The 17,446-nt window shown below is 71.5% G+C and carries 18 protein-coding genes; 13 read left to right on the top strand and 5 right to left on the bottom strand.

All coding sequences use genetic code 11. The features are described from left to right. Window positions 1-18: 18 nt before the first annotated feature. Genes ACFWPA_RS16205 through ACFWPA_RS16220 form a run of 4 tightly spaced genes read right to left on the bottom strand, consistent with a single transcriptional unit; the run spans window position 19 to window position 1,737 of the window. On the bottom strand, window positions 19-645 hold the full coding sequence (locus tag ACFWPA_RS16205) for a glyoxalase (protein WP_378506113.1): 627 nt from the start codon (window positions 643-645) through the stop codon (window positions 19-21). Continuing rightward, the gene (locus tag ACFWPA_RS16210; protein WP_378506112.1) at window positions 642-1,055 is read right to left on the bottom strand and encodes a VOC family protein; all 414 of its coding nucleotides are present in this window, start codon (window positions 1,053-1,055) and stop codon (window positions 642-644) included. The genes ACFWPA_RS16205 and ACFWPA_RS16210 overlap by 4 nt, the downstream gene beginning before the upstream one ends. Before the next feature lie 10 nt (window positions 1,056-1,065). Continuing rightward, complete coding sequence (locus ACFWPA_RS16215) at window positions 1,066-1,515, bottom strand: helix-turn-helix transcriptional regulator (protein ID WP_378506111.1); 450 nt, start codon at window positions 1,513-1,515, stop codon at window positions 1,066-1,068. A 57-nt stretch (window positions 1,516-1,572) separates the two neighbouring features. Further along, entirely contained in the window at window positions 1,573-1,737 is a 165-nt protein-coding gene (locus tag ACFWPA_RS16220; protein ID WP_378506110.1) for a hypothetical protein, read from the bottom strand. 198 nt (window positions 1,738-1,935) lie between these two features. Between ACFWPA_RS16220 and ACFWPA_RS16225 the strand changes: the two genes are divergently transcribed. From ACFWPA_RS16225 to ACFWPA_RS16245, 5 genes are all read left to right on the top strand, one after another. Beyond that, entirely contained in the window at window positions 1,936-2,406 is a 471-nt protein-coding gene (locus ACFWPA_RS16225; RefSeq protein WP_378506109.1) for an SRPBCC family protein, read from the top strand. Window positions 2,407-2,525: 119 nt separating this feature from the next. Next, window positions 2,526-3,239 (top strand): phosphatidylserine decarboxylase, encoded by a 714-nt coding sequence (locus ACFWPA_RS16230; protein WP_378506108.1) that lies wholly within the window; start codon window positions 2,526-2,528, stop codon window positions 3,237-3,239. Further along, window positions 3,236-4,105 (top strand): CDP-alcohol phosphatidyltransferase family protein, encoded by an 870-nt coding sequence (locus ACFWPA_RS16235; protein WP_378506107.1) that lies wholly within the window; start codon window positions 3,236-3,238, stop codon window positions 4,103-4,105. Before ACFWPA_RS16230 ends, ACFWPA_RS16235 begins: the two co-directional genes overlap by 4 nt. Window positions 4,106-4,110: 5 nt before the next feature. Next, window positions 4,111-5,229 carry an alpha/beta hydrolase gene (locus tag ACFWPA_RS16240; protein ID WP_378570956.1) on the top strand — a complete coding sequence of 373 codons (1,119 nt, stop codon included), beginning with the start codon at window positions 4,111-4,113 and terminating at the stop codon, window positions 5,227-5,229. Window positions 5,230-5,239: 10 nt separating this feature from the next. Beyond that, the gene (locus ACFWPA_RS16245) at window positions 5,240-7,417 is read left to right on the top strand and encodes an AAA family ATPase (RefSeq protein WP_378506105.1); all 2,178 of its coding nucleotides are present in this window, start codon (window positions 5,240-5,242) and stop codon (window positions 7,415-7,417) included. 12 nt (window positions 7,418-7,429) lie between these two features. On the opposite strand, the gene ACFWPA_RS16250 is transcribed toward ACFWPA_RS16245, so the two are convergent. Next, window positions 7,430-8,182: an isocitrate lyase/phosphoenolpyruvate mutase family protein gene (locus ACFWPA_RS16250; RefSeq protein WP_378506104.1), complete on the bottom strand. Its 753-nt coding sequence runs from the start codon at window positions 8,180-8,182 to the stop codon at window positions 7,430-7,432. A gap of 96 nt (window positions 8,183-8,278) precedes the next feature. On the opposite strand from ACFWPA_RS16250, the gene ACFWPA_RS16255 reads away from it, so the two are divergent. From ACFWPA_RS16255 to mnhG, 8 genes are all read left to right on the top strand, one after another. Beyond that, complete coding sequence (locus tag ACFWPA_RS16255; protein ID WP_378506103.1) at window positions 8,279-9,634, top strand: hypothetical protein; 1,356 nt, start codon at window positions 8,279-8,281, stop codon at window positions 9,632-9,634. After that, the gene (locus ACFWPA_RS16260; protein WP_378506102.1) at window positions 9,631-10,920 is read left to right on the top strand and encodes a hypothetical protein; all 1,290 of its coding nucleotides are present in this window, start codon (window positions 9,631-9,633) and stop codon (window positions 10,918-10,920) included. Before ACFWPA_RS16255 ends, ACFWPA_RS16260 begins: the two co-directional genes overlap by 4 nt. A 232-nt stretch (window positions 10,921-11,152) precedes the next feature. Next, a complete protein-coding gene (locus ACFWPA_RS16265) occupies window positions 11,153-13,984 on the top strand; it encodes a Na+/H+ antiporter subunit A (RefSeq protein WP_378570958.1) in 2,832 nt (943 codons plus the stop codon). Continuing rightward, complete coding sequence (locus tag ACFWPA_RS16270) at window positions 13,981-14,646, top strand: Na(+)/H(+) antiporter subunit C (protein ID WP_378570960.1); 666 nt, start codon at window positions 13,981-13,983, stop codon at window positions 14,644-14,646. The genes ACFWPA_RS16265 and ACFWPA_RS16270 overlap by 4 nt, the downstream gene beginning before the upstream one ends. After that, window positions 14,643-16,259 (top strand): Na+/H+ antiporter subunit D, encoded by a 1,617-nt coding sequence (locus ACFWPA_RS16275; protein ID WP_378506099.1) that lies wholly within the window; start codon window positions 14,643-14,645, stop codon window positions 16,257-16,259. Before ACFWPA_RS16270 ends, ACFWPA_RS16275 begins: the two co-directional genes overlap by 4 nt. After that, window positions 16,256-16,813, top strand: coding sequence for a Na+/H+ antiporter subunit E (locus tag ACFWPA_RS16280; protein ID WP_378570962.1), 558 nt, complete (start codon window positions 16,256-16,258; stop codon window positions 16,811-16,813). Before ACFWPA_RS16275 ends, ACFWPA_RS16280 begins: the two co-directional genes overlap by 4 nt. Next, window positions 16,810-17,070 (top strand): monovalent cation/H+ antiporter complex subunit F, encoded by a 261-nt coding sequence (locus ACFWPA_RS16285; RefSeq protein WP_378506097.1) that lies wholly within the window; start codon window positions 16,810-16,812, stop codon window positions 17,068-17,070. Before ACFWPA_RS16280 ends, ACFWPA_RS16285 begins: the two co-directional genes overlap by 4 nt. Continuing rightward, window positions 17,067-17,414 carry a monovalent cation/H(+) antiporter subunit G gene (gene mnhG, locus ACFWPA_RS16290; protein ID WP_378506096.1) on the top strand — a complete coding sequence of 116 codons (348 nt, stop codon included), beginning with the start codon at window positions 17,067-17,069 and terminating at the stop codon, window positions 17,412-17,414. The genes ACFWPA_RS16285 and mnhG overlap by 4 nt, the downstream gene beginning before the upstream one ends. Window positions 17,415-17,446 lie beyond the last annotated feature (32 nt).

Genomic DNA, 17,446 nt, shown 5'->3' on the forward strand with positions numbered 1-17,446 from the left:
CGTGCCTGTCCGAACCCTTTATACGGGCGCCGTCTCCCACCGGAAGCCGTCCGGATCGGTGCAGGGGCCCGCGGTGCCGCGGACCGCGATGCGGTGCGAGCCGGTGCCCTCGGGGGACACGCCCGCGTTCTTCGCCAACGCCGCACGCCCGTTCAGCGCGAGGGTGACGCCGTCGGGCGCGGCCTCGAACTGAACGTACTTGCGGCCGAAGCTCTTCTGCACGACGAGCCCACGGTCGACGTAGAACTGCTTGCTCGCCTTGACGTCCGCGACCCCGAGCAGCAGGACCAGCTCGTCGAACTGTCGGACCGCCGGTCCGGTGTCCTTCTTCGACGAACTCGCGATCGTCCAGATCGCGCCGTCCGGGGCCTGCACTGCGCCGCCGTACCCCCACAGGCTCTTCCTAGCCGGCTTCAGTTCGGTCGCACCCCCGGCGAGGGCGGCCGCGACATACGCGTCGACGTTGCCGGGCTGGGACACCACCAGCGAGAGCGTGTAGCCGCGGAACCCGGTGGACGGCTCCTGCTCGGCGCGCACGCCGATCCGGGACCCGAGCCCGAGACCGCGGTAGAACGTCTCCGCGGCCGCGACGTCGGCGGCGCCGAGGAGCACCGAGGTCACCATCGTCGACCCTGCGGTGCTCATCGGGTCACCTCGTTGATGCGCAGCAGGTTGCCCGCGGGGTCGCGGACGGCGCAGTCGCGGATGCCGTACGGCTGCTCGATCGGTTCCTGCACGATGTCCGCGCCGCTGGACTCCAGCTTCGCGAACGTCCGGTCGAGGTCGGGGGTGGCGAGGGTGAGGATCGCGTAGGTCCCCTTCGCCATCATCTCGGTGATCGTGCGGCGCTCGTCCTCGGTGATGCCGGGGTCGGCGGCGGGCGGGTGCAGGACGAGGGAGGTGTCGGGTTGGTCCGGGTGCCCGATGGTGATCCAGTACAGCCCGTTGTAGCCGACCTCCTTGCGGACCTCGAAGCCGAGGAGGTCGCGGTAGAACGCCAGTGCGGCGTCGCGGTCGTCGTGGGGAAGGAAGGCCGAGTGAATGGTGAGGTTCATGTCCATCACGCTAGGGCCGCGCGGCGGGCCGCGCTTCTCGATTCCTGACCGGTCTGGTGACCTGCTTGGTGACACACGACTGCATCTCCGCGTCGGACCGCTGCTGGTCCCGGTACACGCTCGGCGGGACGCCGACGAGTTCGGCGAAGCGGGTGCTGAACGTGCCCAGCGAGGAACAGCCGACCGCGAAGCAGACCTCGGTGACGCTGAGGTCGCCGCGGCGCAGCAGGGCCATCGCGCGTTCGATGCGCCGGGTCATCAGGTAGGAGTACGGGGATTCGCCGTACTCCTTCCGGAACTGCCTGCTGAGGTGCCCTGCGGACATGTGCACGCCGCGGGCGAGGGCCTCGACGTCGAGCGGGTGCGCGTAGTCGCGGTCCATCCGGTCCCGGACGCGTCGCAGTCGGGCAAGGTCGCGCAGCCGCTGGGCGGTTGCGGCCTCGTCGGTCGATCCGGTCATTCGACCGATCGTGCCACGGCCGGGGGCCCGCCGGGCCCGGCGACGCGACCCGGCCCGTCAGCGGGTGAAGTGGCCGCGGGCGAGGTCGTCGACCTCGTGCGGGGTGAGCAGCCGTTCGAGCCGCTCGCTCGGCCAGGACGGCCGCCTGCCGAGGCCGTGCCCGATCGGCAGCATCGGGACCGGGTCGCGATGGGCGGGGCGACGAACGACGGGGATCTTCACGGCAGGCTCCGGGTGCGGGTGCCGACCACGGGGGCGGCGGGCGATGGGCTGGATACCCTGTTCATCGCCGTCCACCGGCAAGTCATTACCGCAGGCGCGATGCGAGACCTTGACGAACCCGACCTGCCGACGAATCATAGGTAGCCGACTCATCTGTAACCGTCGGTACCACACACTTCGAACGAACCGGAGAGCCCCGTGACGAACACCCTCGAAGCCACCATCGAGATCGACGCCGCACCGGACGCGGTCTGGCGGGTGATCTCCGACCTCGAGCGCATGGGCAGGTGGAGCCCGCAGTGCAAGGTGATGAAGGTCTTCGGCGGGCCGGTGCGCACCGGCACCAGGACGGTCAACGTGAACAAGAAGGGCCTGCTCGTCTGGCCGACGAGCAGCAAGGTCATCCGGTTCGACCCGAACACGGCCATCGCCTGGCGGGTGGCGGAGAACCGCACCATCTGGAGCTACGAGCTCACCCCGACCGAGCGCGGCACCCGCGTCACCGAACGCCGCGAGGCCCCGACCGGGACCAGCAAGGTCTCCGCGTTCCTCGTCGACAAATTCATGGGCGGGACCGCGGACTTCGAGGTCGAGATGGTGTCGGGAATGAACACCACACTGGCCCGGATCAAGAGCGAGGTGGAGTCCGCGACCGCGCACGCCGGGTGACCGGGGGCCCAGGCCGGCTTTCGGGGTGGGGCGACCGGGCCCCACTCGGCTAGCCTGTGCAGTGCCCGCGGGCGGCGAGCCCGCGGCCGCCCGCACCGTCCCCGACCGAAGAGGATCTCGTGGCCCGCCGACCCATGCCCATTGGCACTCCGCAGCCGACCGGGCTCGCCCACATCGTCGACCTGGTCCGGACCACGATCCCACCCCTGCACCCCGCCGGGTTGCCGTTCGTCCTCGCCCCGCTCGGCGTTGCCGTGCTCGGCCGCCGTCGCCCGTGGCTGCGTCGCACCGGCCTGCTCGCCGCCGGCGCGAGCGCCGCGTTCTTCCGGCACCCGCATCGGGTGCCGCCGAACCGGCCGAACGTGGTGGTCTCCCCCGCGGACGGCGAGGTGGCGCTCGTCGACACCGCCGTCCCGCCCGCGGAACTGGCGATGGGCGATCAGCCGGTGCCGCGGGTCAGCATCTTCCTGTCGGTGCTCGACGTGCACGTGCAGCGGAGCCCCGTCGCGGGTGAGGTCCTTCGGGTCGTGCACCGGCCGGGAAAGTTCCTGTCCGCCGATCTGGCCGAGGCCAGCGACGCCAACGAGCGCAACTCGATGCTGCTGCGGACGCCGTCCGGACATGATGTCGCGGTCGTGCAGATCGCCGGGTTGCTTGCGCGGCGCATCGTCTGCCAGGCCGAGGTCGGCGACCGACTGCCGATCGGTGACACGTACGGCCTGATCCGGTTCGGTTCCCGCGTCGACACCTACTTCCCCGTCGGCACCACGCTGATGGTGGAGAGGGGACAGCGCGCCGTCGGCGCCGAGACCGTGCTCGCGCAGCTCCCGTGAGCCAGCCGGAGGTCGTGACGAACACCCGCCGCGTCGCAACCAGCGGGCTGCTGCTGCTGCCGAGCACGCTGACGATCCTGGCCTTGTGCAGCGGCCTGTCCGCGGTGAAGTTCGCGCTCGGCGGCCAGCTCGGGGTCGCGCTGGGGATGATCGGCGTCGCCGCCGTCCTCGACTCGCTCGACGGCCGGATCGCACGCCTCCTCGACGCGACGACGAAGATCGGCGCGGAGCTCGACTCCCTCGCCGACGCCATCTCGTTCGGCGTTGCACCGGCACTGGTGCTGTACGTGACGCTGCTGGACGGCAGCAACGCGGGCTGGATGGTGGCGCTGGTCTACGCGGTGAGCATCGTGCTGCGACTGGCCCGCTTCAACACCCTTCTCGACGACGAGTCCGCGCCGTCGTACACGAACGAGTTCTTCGTCGGTGTGCCCGCCCCGGCCGGGGCCCTGATCGCCCTGACCCCGATCGCCGCGTATGAGGCGTGGGGGGACGGCTGGTGGTCGTCGTTCTGGCCGGTGTCGGTGTGGACGGTGCTGTCGGCGGTCCTGATCGTCAGCCGGATCCCGACGCTGGCGATGAAGACCTTCTCCGTTCCGCGGCGGATGGCGGCGGTGCTGCTGATCCTGGTCGCCCTGATCGGCGCCGCCCTGATCACCTACCCGTACGTGCTGCTGATCGTTCTCGTCTTCGCGTACCTGGTGCACATCCCGTTCGCGGTCCGATCCAAGCGGTGGGTCGCCGCCCGACCCGAGGTCTGGGACGTCAAACCCGCGGAGCGGCGCGCGATCCGACGAGCACCCGACGGTCACCGGCCGAAGCGTTCGGCGCAACGCCTCGGGCTCCGCAGGCCGCGATCGAAATGAGAGAGATGACGACGACGATGCGACGGGCGATGCGACGGATGTTCGCCGCGGGCCTTCCCGCTGCGGTGGCGATCGGCTCGGTTGGCCTGCCCGCCACGGCCTCGGCGCTCCCGGTCCGCGGGCCGATTCCGGTTGCCGGATCGTCGGTTGCCCCGTCCGGCACCGACACCGAAGTCACCTTCGAGGCGCGCGGCCTCGTGCTGCACGGCAGCCTCCGCGCACCGGCGCACCCGCGCACGGGTGCGGCGGTCCTGCTGCTGCCGGGCAGCGGCCCGACCGACCGGAACGGCAACCAGCCGGGCCTGACCGCGAACACGATCGGCCGGATAGCCGACGACCTGGCCGCGCAGGGCATCCCGAGTCTGCGTTTCGACAAGCTCGGCAGCGGCGCCACCGGCCTCGCCGGGTTGCCGCCCGAACGCCTCGCCGAGTTCGGCTTTACCGCGCAGGTCGATCACGCGGCGGCCGCCGCCCGGGTGCTGGCCGAGCGCACCGGCGTTCCGACGGACCGGCTGATCCTGGTCGGGCACAGCGAGGGCGCCTTCACGGCGCTCGCCCTCGCCGAGCGCGGCATCGGGCACGGCGGCCTCGGGCTGCTTGCCCCGCTCCCGATGCGCTACCTGGACCTGCTCACCGCGCAACTGAACACCCAACTCGATCAGGCCGTCCGGATCGGCCAGATGTCGGTCGCCGACGCCGACGCCGCCCGCGCCACGCTCCGCGACACCATCGCGGGCCTGCGCGAGTCCGGCACCCTGCCCGCCCGACCGGATCCGCTGCTCGCGAGCATCGGCCTGGTCCGCTCGAACGCGAAATTCCTCGCCGAAGCCGACGCGCTCGACCCGGTGCGGTTGGCCGCCGCCGTCCCCGACAGCACCCCGGTCCTGCTGACGTGTTCCGACAAGGACCTGAACGTCAACTGCGCGCAGGTGGGGCCGATCCGCGACGAATTGGGCCACACCGACCTGCATTTCGCGCATTTCACCAATGCCAATCACCTGCTCGACGAGCTGGGCCCGCTCCCGCCCGGCCCGCTGGACATGATCGTGCCGCTCCCGCAGTCGCTGGAGTTCAGCGCGGCGCTGCACGACTGGTCGGCGCGGTTCCCCACCGATCACAACTAGGGTGGGTTCCGTGACGTCCCCGGAACTCGCCCTCACCGCCCGACTGAACACGTCCGCCGCCGACGCCCGCCGCGGGGTGGTGCGCCTGCACCCCGAGGCCCTTGCCGCGCTGGGACTGCGGGAATGGGACGGGATCGCGGTCGTCGGCGGCCGCCGGACCGCCGCCGTTGTCGCGCTCGCGCCGTCCGGAACCCCCACCGGCACCGCCCTCCTCGACGACGTCACCCTGTCGAATGCGCGAGTGAAAGAAGATGCGCGGGTGGTGATTTCACCAGAAACCGTGTACGGCGCCCGCACCGTCACCGTCAGCGGATCCGCGCTGGCAACCCGCTCGATCTCCGACACCACGCTGCGGCAGGCCTTGCTGGGGAAGGTCGTCACCGTCGGGGACACCGTGTCCCTGCTGCCCCGCGACCTCGGCCCCGGCACCTCCACCACCGTGGCGACCCAGTCGCTGTCCCGCACCTTCGGGGTGACCTGGACATCCGAATTGCTGACGGTGACGGCCGTCGACCCGGCCGGACCGGTGAGCGTGCAACCCAACTCGGCCGTCGGCTGGGGCGAAACCCACCGCGCCGCCGCGTCACCCGACGCCGAACCGCGGGCGGTCCGGGAGCCGGAGGTGCGCCGCACGGACGCGGTGCCGGTGCGCGACCTGGTCGGGGTCGCCGCACAGGCAGCCAAGCTCGCGGAATGGCTCACCCTCGCACTCGACGAGCCGGAACTGCTGCACACCCTCGGTGCGTCGGCCCATCTCGGCGTCCTCGTCACCGGGCCCGCCGGGGTAGGGAAGGCGACATTGGCGCGGGCTGTGCTCGCCGGGCGCGGCGTGGTCGAGCTGGACGGACCCACCGTCGGCGCACTCGACTCCGCCGCGCGGCTGCAGCGCGTCGCCGACGCCGTCGCGCACCTCCGCCACGACCGTGGCGTGCTGCTGATCACCGACCTGGATGCGCTGCTGCCCGCCGAGCCGGATCCGGTGTCGACGCTGATCCTCGACGAGCTGCGGCGCGCGGTGGACACCCCGGGGGTCGCGTTCGTCGCCACCACCGCCCACCCCGACGCCCTCGACGGCCGGGCCCGCGGGCAGGACGTCTGCGACCGCGAACTGACCATCCCACTCCCGGACGCAGGCACCCGCCGATCACTGCTCGAGCTGCTGCTCCGCCGGGTGCCGACCGCGACCCTCGACCTCGACGTGATCGCCTCCCGCGCCCCGGGATTCGTTGCCGCCGACCTCGCGGCACTGGTACGGGAGGCGGCGATGCGGGCGGCCGCACGCGCCAGCGCCGACCGCACCGACCCGCGACTCGAACACGCCGACCTGCTCGGCGCGCTCGACGTGATCCGGCCGCTGTCCCGGTCCGGGACCGAGGAGTTGGCGGTCGGGTCGGTCACCCTCGACGACGTCGGGGACATGGTGGAGACCAAGCAGGCGCTGACCGAGGCCGTGCTGTGGCCATTGCAGCACCCCGATTCGTTCGCGCGCCTCGGCGTCGATCCGCCGCGCGGCGTACTGCTGTACGGACCTCCCGGCTGCGGAAAGACGTATCTGGTTCGGGCGCTTGCCAGTTCCGGTCAGCTGTCGGTGCATGCGGTCAAGGGCGCGGAGCTGATGGACAAGTGGGTCGGCGCATCGGAGCGGGCGGTGCGCGAACTGTTCCAGCGGGCACGGGACTCGGCACCGTCGATGATCTTCCTCGATGAGGTGGACGCGCTGGCCCCGCGGCGCGGGCAGTCCACCGACTCGGGGGTCACCGACCGGGTCGTCGCGGCGCTGCTCACCGAACTCGACGGGGTGGAGCCGCTCCGCGACGTCGTCGTGGTCGGTGCCACCAACCGGCCGGACCTGATCGACCCGGCGCTGCTGCGGCCCGGACGGTTGGAGAAGCTGGTGTTCGTTCCGCCGCCGGACGCCGAGGCCCGGCTCGAGATCCTGCGCACGGCAGGACGTTCCGTCCCGCTGGCCGCCGACGTCGACCTCGAAGCACTCGCCGCCGACCTGGACGGCTACTCCGCCGCCGACTGCTCCGCGCTGCTGCGTGAGGCGGCGCTGTCCGCGATGCGCCGCAACGTGGACGCCGCCGACGTCACCTCCGACGACGTGGCCACCGCCCGCGCAACCGTCCGCCCGTCCCTCGACCCCGATCAGGTCGCCCACCTCGCCGCCTACGCCGAGGGCCGCTGATAGCGGGGCCGGTCAGCGCCAACCCGCCAGAATCTCGTTGGCGCGCACCGCAAGCGCAGCCTGAAGCAGCGGGCCGAAGCTGACCCGTCCGACGCCGAGCGCCGCATAGCTCGCCCTCTCGCCGCTGGCGGGGTCGGCGATCGCATTGACCGGCAGCGGCAGCGCCGCCGTCAGCTCGCGATGCACCTCGTCGGTGTGGAAGCCCACCGGGTACAGGCAATCCGCGCCCGCCTCCGCGGCGAGGGTCAGCCGGGCAATGGCCCGCTGCACCCGATCCGACTCGTCACCGACCCGCCGCAGAAACAGGTCGGTGCGGGCGTTGATCACCACATGCACCCCGACCGCGTCCGCGGCGCGGCGCAGGCCCCCGACAACATCGGCGTGCTCCTGCGCCTCCCGCAGCCTGCCGCCCTCACCGTGCACGGTGTCCTCGATGTTGAGCCCGACCGCCCCGGCCTCGACGAGACCGTTGATCAGGGTCTCCGGCGTCTGGCCGTAACCGGACTCGATGTCCACCGAGACCGGAAGGTCGACCGCCGCGGTGATCTGGGCGACACGGGTGAGCAGTTCGGTGAAGCTCATGCCCTCGTTGTCGGCGCGACCGAGGGAGTCGGCCACCGGATGCGAACCGACGGTGAGGGCCGCGAAACCGGCCTCGACGGCGAGCTTCGCCGACCACGCATCCCAGACGGTCGGAAGGATCACCGGCTCCCCGGGCCGGTGCAGCCCGAGGAGCGTGGTGGCCTTCTCGGTGATCGATTCCATGGTGCGTTCCTCGCCTCGTGTTGTGGTGCGCACATCGTGGCACGCCCGGGCCCCACACTCGGCGCATCCGGGCACGTGTTCGGTTAGCGTCGGGCAATGCCTGTCACGCCCCGCGCCGCTGTCCCCGCGCTCGCCGGACTATTCGGCGGCTACCTGGCGGCGTTCGTGCTCACCGATCCGCCCGGCGGGAGGTGGGCGGTCCACACCTCGGGGCGCGAACTCGACCGGTGGCTGAGCGCGCAACCGACCGCGATCGCCGTCGCCGTGGTGGTCGCGGCCGCAACCTGTGCTGCGCTGGCGCGGAACGGGTCGAGGCGGATCGGGTGGGCGGTCGCGGCGGCCTGCGTCGCGGTCCTGCTCGGCGTCCGCCTCGCGGTGCCCGGCGTCGCGGGGGTCGACGGGCTGATCGCGCTGCACACCGTCAAGTGTCTCGCCGCCGGGGCGCTGCTCGGCGCCGCGGTCGCCGCCGGGTGGGGTCACCGGGGCGCGCAGCGCGCGGTCGCCGCTGGCGGGCTCGCGGGCTTTCTGTCGGTGTCCGCGTGGGGTGCCGCGGCGGCACGGGAGAGCACCTCGACCCTCGGCGAGCCCGCGTGGTGGCTGATCGGGGTGACCCTCGCGCTGGCGGCGGCCGCCGCGGCCACCGCGAACGTGTCGTCCCGGATCCCCCGGATCACCGGCCCCGAGGCCGGTGCCGCGCTGCTGACCGTCGTGGTGCTCGCGGCGGTCAACCGGCTGCAGATCGCCTGGATCGGGCAGGGCGGCAACGACACCCGGCTCCGGCAGTGGGTGGTGATCGCGGTCGCGATGGTGGTGGTTCTGGTCGCAACCGAGGTATGCGCCCGGCTGATCGCCCGCCGAACCCGGTCCGGTGACGGGGCGATCGTGCTCGCGGCGACCGGCGTCGCGGCGGCCGCGATGCCGGTCCTCGTCGATCTGCGCAACCCGTTCCGCGACGTCCCGTCCGCCGCCGTGGTCGCGGTGGCCGCCGTCGCGGTCGCCGTCGGCGTCGCGGTCGCGGTCCGCCGTCCGGCCCCGATCGCGGGACTGGCGGTGGCAGCGGCGGTTCCGGTGGTCGGCGCGATCTGGCCGGACCTCGGCGCCCAGGGACCGCTGCTGCTGGTGCGGCTCGCGGTGGTCGGGGTCGGCGCGGGCTGGGCGCTGGCATCCGCCCTGCCCGGGTCGGCGGCGGTCGCCGCCGTCGGGCTGGCGATCCCGTTCGCGTCCACCGTGTTCCACGCGGCGGCGACGGTGATCGTGCCGCACTCCCCGAATGTCATCTTCGACGGCGCCTACGAACCGCTGCGTGGCGTCGAGATGTCACGAGCGTATTCGGAGGACCTCGACGCCTTCTTTGCGATCAGTAGCTACGACGATCGGATGGCGGGCATCGCCCTCGCGGTCGCGGTCGCGTTCTGCGCGTGGGGCGTTCGCGGCGTCCGGGCGGTCCGGTGACGACCGCGCGGAGCACCGTCGCCTTCCTGGCCGCGCTGCTGACCGCGGCCGCGGCGGGCTGGGCGTTGATGACCCCGCTGGCGGCAACCTTCGGGGTTGCCGGATCGGAGGGGCAGATCCGGGCGTTGCTGACCAGCCGGTCGCTCGCCGCCGCGGTCGGACTGCTGGTGGCGGTCGCGGCCGCCGGGGCGTTGTCGCGGCGCGGCTCGGTCCGCACCGCGCGGCTGGCGGCGCTGCTCGGGCTCGGCCTGTCGGTCGCGGTGCTGGTGGTGAACAGCGATGCGCGACAGGTGGAGTGGCTGATCGCGGCGACCTACGTCGCGGGCATCGGCGCGGGCCTTGCGCTCGGCGGTGCGGTGGTCGCCGCCACCGGCCGGGCCGAGGAGGTGGCGGTGACCGGGGGTGCGCTTGCCGCGTTCCTGCTCGTGCCCTATGCCACCGCACGGCTCGATCTCCCGATGACGGTCGGCTGGACCGCGTACGCGCCGCTCACCGACGCGGGCAACGCCGTCGATCCGGCGCCGTGGTGGCTGGTGCTGCCCGCGGCGGTCGCAACGCTGTTCGCGCTGCTGCTCGGCGGCGGGCGCGCCGCGCGGCCGTCGACGCGGGGCGGAACCGTCACCCTCGCCGTCGTGCTCGCCGCCCTGGTGACGAACGCGGCGATCGGTGCGACACAGGACAATCGCACCGTGACCTGGGTGCTGCTCGGGGCGTTCGTCACGGTCGTGATCGGGGCCGCGTTCCTGCTCGATGGGCAGGACGGGACACTGCTGCTCACGACCACCGCGATCGTCGCCGCGGCCGCGGGCACGCTGCCCGGCACGTCCGACCTCACCTGGGTCGGGGTCGCGATCCTGGCGGTCGGGGTGACGGTGGGCGTGGTGGCCGGCGTGCGGTGGCCGGGCGTCGTGGTCGGGCTGACCCTGTTGGCGGCGGTGTGCCTGATCGGCGTGCTGCCGGACGTCGCGGATGGGCTGGGCGACGTGCTCCGCTCGTTCGCGCTCGCCCCGGTCGCCGGGTATGCGGTCGGCTCCTGCGTCGGCGCGAGGTCGGGGGCGACGGTGGCCGGCCTCGCGGTGCTGTTCGTGCCGAGCGCGCTGACGGTCGCCGGGCAGGCATCGGAGTCGGGGCTGCTGGGGGCGCAGTCCCCGTTCACCGAGCTGCCGCGGGGTGCGCTGGCGACCGCGCCGCCGGACCTGCCCGCGGTGGCCCTGGCGATGACGCTGGTCACGCTGACCCTCGTCGCCGCGGTGGGGGCACTGCGGCAGCGCACCGAGGATCGCTGACACCGCCGCCTCGCCCCGCGCCTCCCGCCCCGCCCCATGCATTGAACGGGGGTTCATGTGCCAGTTCCGGACGGCGGATGGCACATGAACCCCCGTTCAATGCTTCGTGGGGTAGGCGGAGCCGCCTGCAGGAAGAAAGCTGGCGTGCCCTAAACTGGACATCACCGCCCGGATACTCCCGGGCGTATCGACACCCCGCCGCCGCACGGCAACGACCCCCGACGGAGTGCCCTTGCTCGCTATATTGTTCGCCCACGCAATCGCCGCCGTTCTGGCGCCAGCTGCCGTGCGAACAATGGGGCGCAACGCATTTCTGCCGCTGTCGCTGGTGCCCGCCGGGTCACTGGTGTGGGTGATCGCGAACTGGAACACCGAACAGTCGCTGCACATCAGCTGGGCTCCGGGCCTGTCGATGGACATCGACATGCGGTTCGACTCCCTCGCCGCGATCATGTCCGCGCTGATCCTCGGCATCGGCACCCTCGTGCTGATCTACTGCTCGCGGTACTTCCAGAACGACGAGACCCGGCTCGGCATCTTCGCCGCCGAGATGGTCGCGTTCGCCGGCGCCATGTTCGGCCTGGTCACCAGCGACAACATGCTCATCCTCTACACGTTCTGGGAACTGACGACGATCCTGTCGTTCCTGCTGGTCGGTCACTACGCCGAACGCGCGTCGAGCCGACGGGCCGCCACCCAGGCCCTGCTGGTGACCACCGCGGGCGGCCTCGCGATGCTGGTCGGCTTCATCATCCTCGGTCAGGTCGGCGGCAGCTACCAGATCTCGGTGCTGCTGGAGAACCCGCCCGGCGGCTGGCTCCCCGCGGTCGGCGTAGTGCTGGTGCTGATCGGCGCGCTGTCGAAGTCCGCGATCATCCCGATGCATTTCTGGCTGCCCGGAGCGATGGCCGCACCCACCCCGGTCAGCGCCTACCTGCACGCCGCCGCGATGGTGAAGGCGGGCATCTACCTGATCGCCAGGCTGGCACCGGGGTTCGCCGACTCCGGACCGTGGCGGGTCACCGTGATGACGCTCGGCCTCGGCACCATGCTGCTCGGCGGCTGGCGGGCGATGCGGGCGTTCGACCTCAAACTGATCCTCGCCTTCGGCACCGTCAGCCAGCTCGGCTTCCTCACCGTCCTGGTCGGCACCGGCACCCGCGACGCCGCCCTCGCGGGGATGGCGCTGGTCGTCGCGCACGCCATGTTCAAGGCCGCCCTGTTCATGGTCGTCGGCATCATCGACCACACCACCGGCACCCGCGACATCCGCAAGCTCGCGCACCTCGGCAGGGCCGCGCCGGTGCTATGCCTCGTCGCGATCGCGGCCGCGGCCAGCATGGCCGGGCTGCCCCCGTTCTTCGGGTTCGTCGGCAAGGAGGGCGCCCTCGAGGCGATCGCCACCGCGTCGGTGCTCAATCCGACCGTCCGCTGGATCGAACTGGCGGGCATCGTTGCCGGGTCGATCCTCACCGTCGCCTACAGCATCCGCTTCATCTGGGGCGCGTTCGGCCGCAAGCAGCTCACCCACCCGAGCCCCGCGGTCGCGGCCATGCACCGGCCCGGTCTGCTGTTCCTTGCGGTTCCGACGGTGCTGGCGGCGGCCGGGCTGGTCACGGGCCTGATCTCGCCGGTGATGGACGCCCTGCTCAGCGCGTACGCGAACAGCCTGCCCGGCAGCCAGCACTACCACCTCGCGCTGTGGCACGGGTTCGGGCTCGCGCTGTGGCTGACCGTGCTGGTCGTCGCGGGCGGCGTCGGGGTGTACCTGATGCACCGTCGGGTCAGCAGGCTGCGATTCGAGCACGCCCCGCTCGGCAACGCCGAACGGGTCTACGACGCGACGCTGCGCGGCATGGACACCGTCTCGCTGCGCCTGACCGGCACCACCCAGCGTGGTTCGCTGCCACTGACCCAGGCCACCATCCTGATCACGCTGGTGCTGCTGCCGACAATCCTGCTGGTGCTCGGCACCGACACCACGACCCGGCTGCGGTTGTGGGAGTCGCCGATCCAGTTCGCCGTCGGCCTCATCATGATCGCGGCCGCGCTGGCCGCGACGGTGATGCGCAACCGGCTCGCCGCCGTCATCCTGGTCGGCGTCACCGGCTACGGCTGCGGCGTCATCTTCGCCCTCGACGGCGCCCCCGACCTCGCGCTGACCCAGTTCCTGGTCGAGACGCTGACCCTGGTGATCTTCGTGCTGGTGCTGCGCAAACTGCCCGCCGAAACCGACGAACGCCAGTCCGTCGGGTTCAAGCCGGGGCGGGCGCTGCTCGGCGCGGCGGTCGGCGCGATGGTGACCGCGCTCGGCGCCTTCGCGATGAGCGCCCGCAGCACCGAACCGATCTCCGTGCACATGCCGGACCTCGCCTACCACGTCGGCAACGGCAAGAACGTCGTCAACGTGCTGCTCGTCGACATCCGCGCCTGGGACACCCTCGGCGAGATCTGCGTGCTGCTGGTCGCCGCGACCGGCGTCGCCTCGCTGGTGTTCCGCAACCGCCGATTCGGCAGCGCGCCGCGGGTCGCGGACGTTCCCGAGTTCGAGTCCCCGGCCTCGGAGACGACGTGGCTGCGGGGCGGCGACCTGATCGACCCCCGACACCGGTCGCTGATCCTCGAGGTCACCACCCGGATGATCTTCCCGACGATGATGGTGCTGTCGGTGTACTTCTTCTTCTCCGGCCACAACGCCCCCGGCGGCGGCTTCGCGGGTGGCCTGACGGCCGGGCTCGCACTGGTCCTGCGCTACCTTGCCGGCGGCCGCTACGAACTCGGCGAAACCGTGCCGATCGACGCGGGCAAGATCCTCGGCCTCGGCCTGATCTTCGCCGCGGGAACCGCGCTGACCTCACTGTTCCTCGGCGCACCCGCGCTGTCGTCCGCGACGATCGAAGTGACGCTGCCGCTGCTCGGCGACATCAAGCTGGTCACCGCGCTGTTCTTCGACCTCGGGGTGTATCTGATCGTCGTCGGGCTCGTCCTCGATGTGCTGCGCAGCCTCGGGGCGCGCCTCGACGCCGAGGTCGAGACCCGGCCGGAGGAGGTGGCAGCGCGATGAGCGTGAACATCGGGTTCCTCCTCGTCATCGGCGTCCTGATCGCGACCGGCGTCTATCTGCTGCTCGAGCGGTCCATCACGAAGATGCTGCTGGGCCTGCTGCTGTTCGGCAACGGCGTCAACCTGCTGATCCTCACGATGGGCGGCCCGCCCGGCAGCGCCCCGATCGTCGGCCGGTCCAACGACGTGTACGACACGATGGCCGACCCGCTGGCGCAGGCGATGATCCTGACCGCGATCGTGATCACGATGGGCATCGCCGCGTTCGTGCTGGCCCTGGCGTACCGGTCCTACAAGATCAACACCAAGGACGCGGTCGAGGACGACGTCGAGGACACCAAGGTCAAGACCCGCCGCAGCCCGGCCGAGGCCCCCGACCACGACCGCTCCGACGACCCGATCACCGGCGACTCCACGTTCAGCGGCGACGCCTTCGACGACAAGGGCAATCCCATCCCCCTGGAACAGCTCAAGAACCTCGAGGACCTCGAGGTGTACGAGGACCTGCGTGAGGGCGACTTCGACGAGTTCGACCCGAACGGTGACACCATGTCCGACCCGGACGGCAACAACACGTCCGACCCGGACGGCGACAACAAGTCCGACCCGGACGGCGACGACGATCCACGCGACCCGCTGCCCACCGGTGGTGACCGCCGATGACGCTGGTCCAGAACCTCACCCCGCTGCCGGTGCTGGTGCCGATGCTGGCCGCGGCCGTCACCCTCGTCGGCGGCCGCCGGCCCCGGTTCCAGCGCGCCATCACCATCGCGGCGCTCACCGCCGGGCTCGCGGTGTCCGTTGCGCTGCTCTACCTCGCCGACCGGGACGGCATCTCCGCGCTGCAGGTCGGCGGGTGGGACTCCCCGATCGGCATCACCCTCGTCGTGGACCGGCTGTCCGCGACCATGCTCGTCGTCTCCTACACCGTGCTGCTCGCCGTCATGGCCTTCGCGGTCGGTCAGGGCATCCATGACGGCACCGAACGCCAGCCGGTGTCGATCTTCCTGCCCACCTACCTCGCGCTCGCCGCGGGCATCTCCAACGCGTTCCTCGCTGGCGACCTGTTCAACCTGTACGTCGGGTTCGAGGTGCTGCTTGCGGCGTCGTTCGTGCTGCTCACCCTCGGTGCCAGCGCCGACCGGGTCCGCGCGGGCGTCTCCTACGTGATGGTGTCGATGGTGTCGTCGCTGATCTTCCTGATCGGCATCGCCCTCGCGTACGGCGCGACCGGCACCCTCAACCTGGCCCAGATGGCGGTCCGGCTCGATGACATTCCCGCCGGGACACGGATGGCGATCTTCGGGGTGCTGCTCGTCGCGTTCGGGATCAAGGCGGCGGTGTTCCCGCTGTCCACCTGGCTACCGGACTCCTACCCGACCGCGCCCGCCCCGGTCACCGCGGTGTTCGCCGGCCTGCTCACCAAGGTCGGGGTGTACGCGATCATCCGGGCGCACACGCTGCTGTTCCCGCAGGGCGAGCTCGACGACGTCCTGCTGGTGTGCGGGCTGCTGACGATGATCGTCGGCATCCTCGGTGCGATCGCCCAGTCCGACATCAAGCGACTGCTGTCGTTCACGCTGATCAGCCACATCGGCTACATGGTGTTCGGCATCGCACTGTCCACCGAGCAGGGCCTGTCCGGCGCCATCTACTACGTCGCGCACCACATCATCGTGCAGACCACACTGTTCCTGGTCGTCGGTCTGATCGAACGGCAGGCCGGATCGTCGTCGCTGCGGCGGCTCGGCGGTCTCGCCGCGGCAAGCCCGGTGCTGGCGATCGTGTTCCTGATCCCGGCCCTCAACCTCGGCGGTATCCCCCCGTTCTCCGGATTCATCGGCAAGATCGCGCTGCTGCAGGCCGGTGCCGCGCACCCGAGCGTGCTGTCGTGGATCCTCGTCGCCGGCGGCACCGTCACCAGCCTGCTGACCCTGTACGTCGTCGCCCGGGTATGGACGAAGGCCTTCTGGCGGGCCCGCGCCGACGCCCCGGAGGGTGACCTCGCGGACGTCAGCCCGTCCGCCCTGATCGACGAGTCCGAGGAAGACATCGCGTTCGTCGACCGCGAGGACGTCGGGCGGATGCCCGCGCTGATGCTGGCACCGACGATCGCGCTGGTCGGTGTCGGGATCGCGCTGACGGTGTTCGCCGGTCAGATCATCGCGGTCACCGACCGGGCAGCCGCGGACCTGCAGGACCGGTCCATCTACATCGAGGCGGTCCTCGGGCCCGGCCACCACGAGCAGGCGACGGCGTCCGGGGGCGACCGATGACGCGGGCGCTGGCGCTGCGGGCGGCGTCGCTGGTGTGGCTGGTCCTCGTGTGGGTGCTGCTGTGGGGCACCGTGTCCGCCGCCAACATTCTCGGCGGGGTGGTCGTCGCCACCCTGATCACGGTGCTGCTGCCGCTGCCCCGGGTGCCGGTGCAGGGGCGGATCCACCTGTGGTCGGTGATCAAGCTGATCGGCCTCGCGCTCGGCTACGCCGCGCAGTCGAGCGTGCAGGTCGCGTGGCTGTCGGTGCGGCCGGGGCCGCTGCCGGTGACCGGGGTGCTGCGCTGCAGGCTCGGCATCAAGTCCGACCTCGTGCTGACGCTGTGCGTTGACGTGCTGAACCTGATCCCCGGCACCCTGGTTCTCGAGGTCGACCGCGTCAAGCGCGTCGTGTACGTGCACGTCCTCGACATCGGCACCGACAAGGCGGTGCGCCACTTCCACCGGACCGTCCGGCAGCTGGACCGCCTGTTCATCCAGGCCTTCGAGCGGGACACCGAGTGGACACCCGCCCCGCTGCCCGACGACAACGCCACCGAAAGGAGCCCCCGATGACGACCGTGATCGTGATCGCAGGCGTGATGATGTCGATCGCCGCCGTGCTCACCTCGTACCGGCTCCTCGCGGGCCCGCACACCCTGGACCGCCTCGTCGCGATGGACACCCTGGTCGCGGTCGCGATCTGCGGTCTCGCGCTGTGGGCGGCGTACAGCATGGACACCACCCTGGTCCCGGCGATCGTCGCGCTGTCGCTGGTCGGCTTCATCGGCTCGGTGTCGGTGGCCCGTTTCCGGGTGCGTGACGACCAGTGAGCGCCGCACTCGACGTCCTCGCCGCGATCGCGATCCTGCTCGGTGCGCTGCTCGCGATGACCGCGGCGCTGGGCATCGTCCGCTTCGCCGACACCCTCTCCCGCATGCACCCGGCGACCAAACCCCAGGTCATCGGCATGCTCCTGGTGCTGTTCGGGTGCGTCGTCCGGCTGCGCGGCAACGTCGACATCTGGATGCTGGTGCTGGTCGGGCTGTTCACCCTCGTCACCGCGCCGGTCATCGCGCACGTCGTCGGCCGCGTCGCCTACCGCGAGCAGCGGGGTCGGGACGGGCTCGGCATCGTCGGCGACCTCGACCGGGAACAGAATCCCCCCGCGAGTTAGTCGTTTTACCGTTGTTGCACGCGGCATCGACC

The sequence above is a fragment of the Rhodococcus sp. NPDC058505 genome (assembly GCF_042720095.1).
Taxonomy (GTDB): domain Bacteria; phylum Actinomycetota; class Actinomycetes; order Mycobacteriales; family Mycobacteriaceae; genus Rhodococcus_G.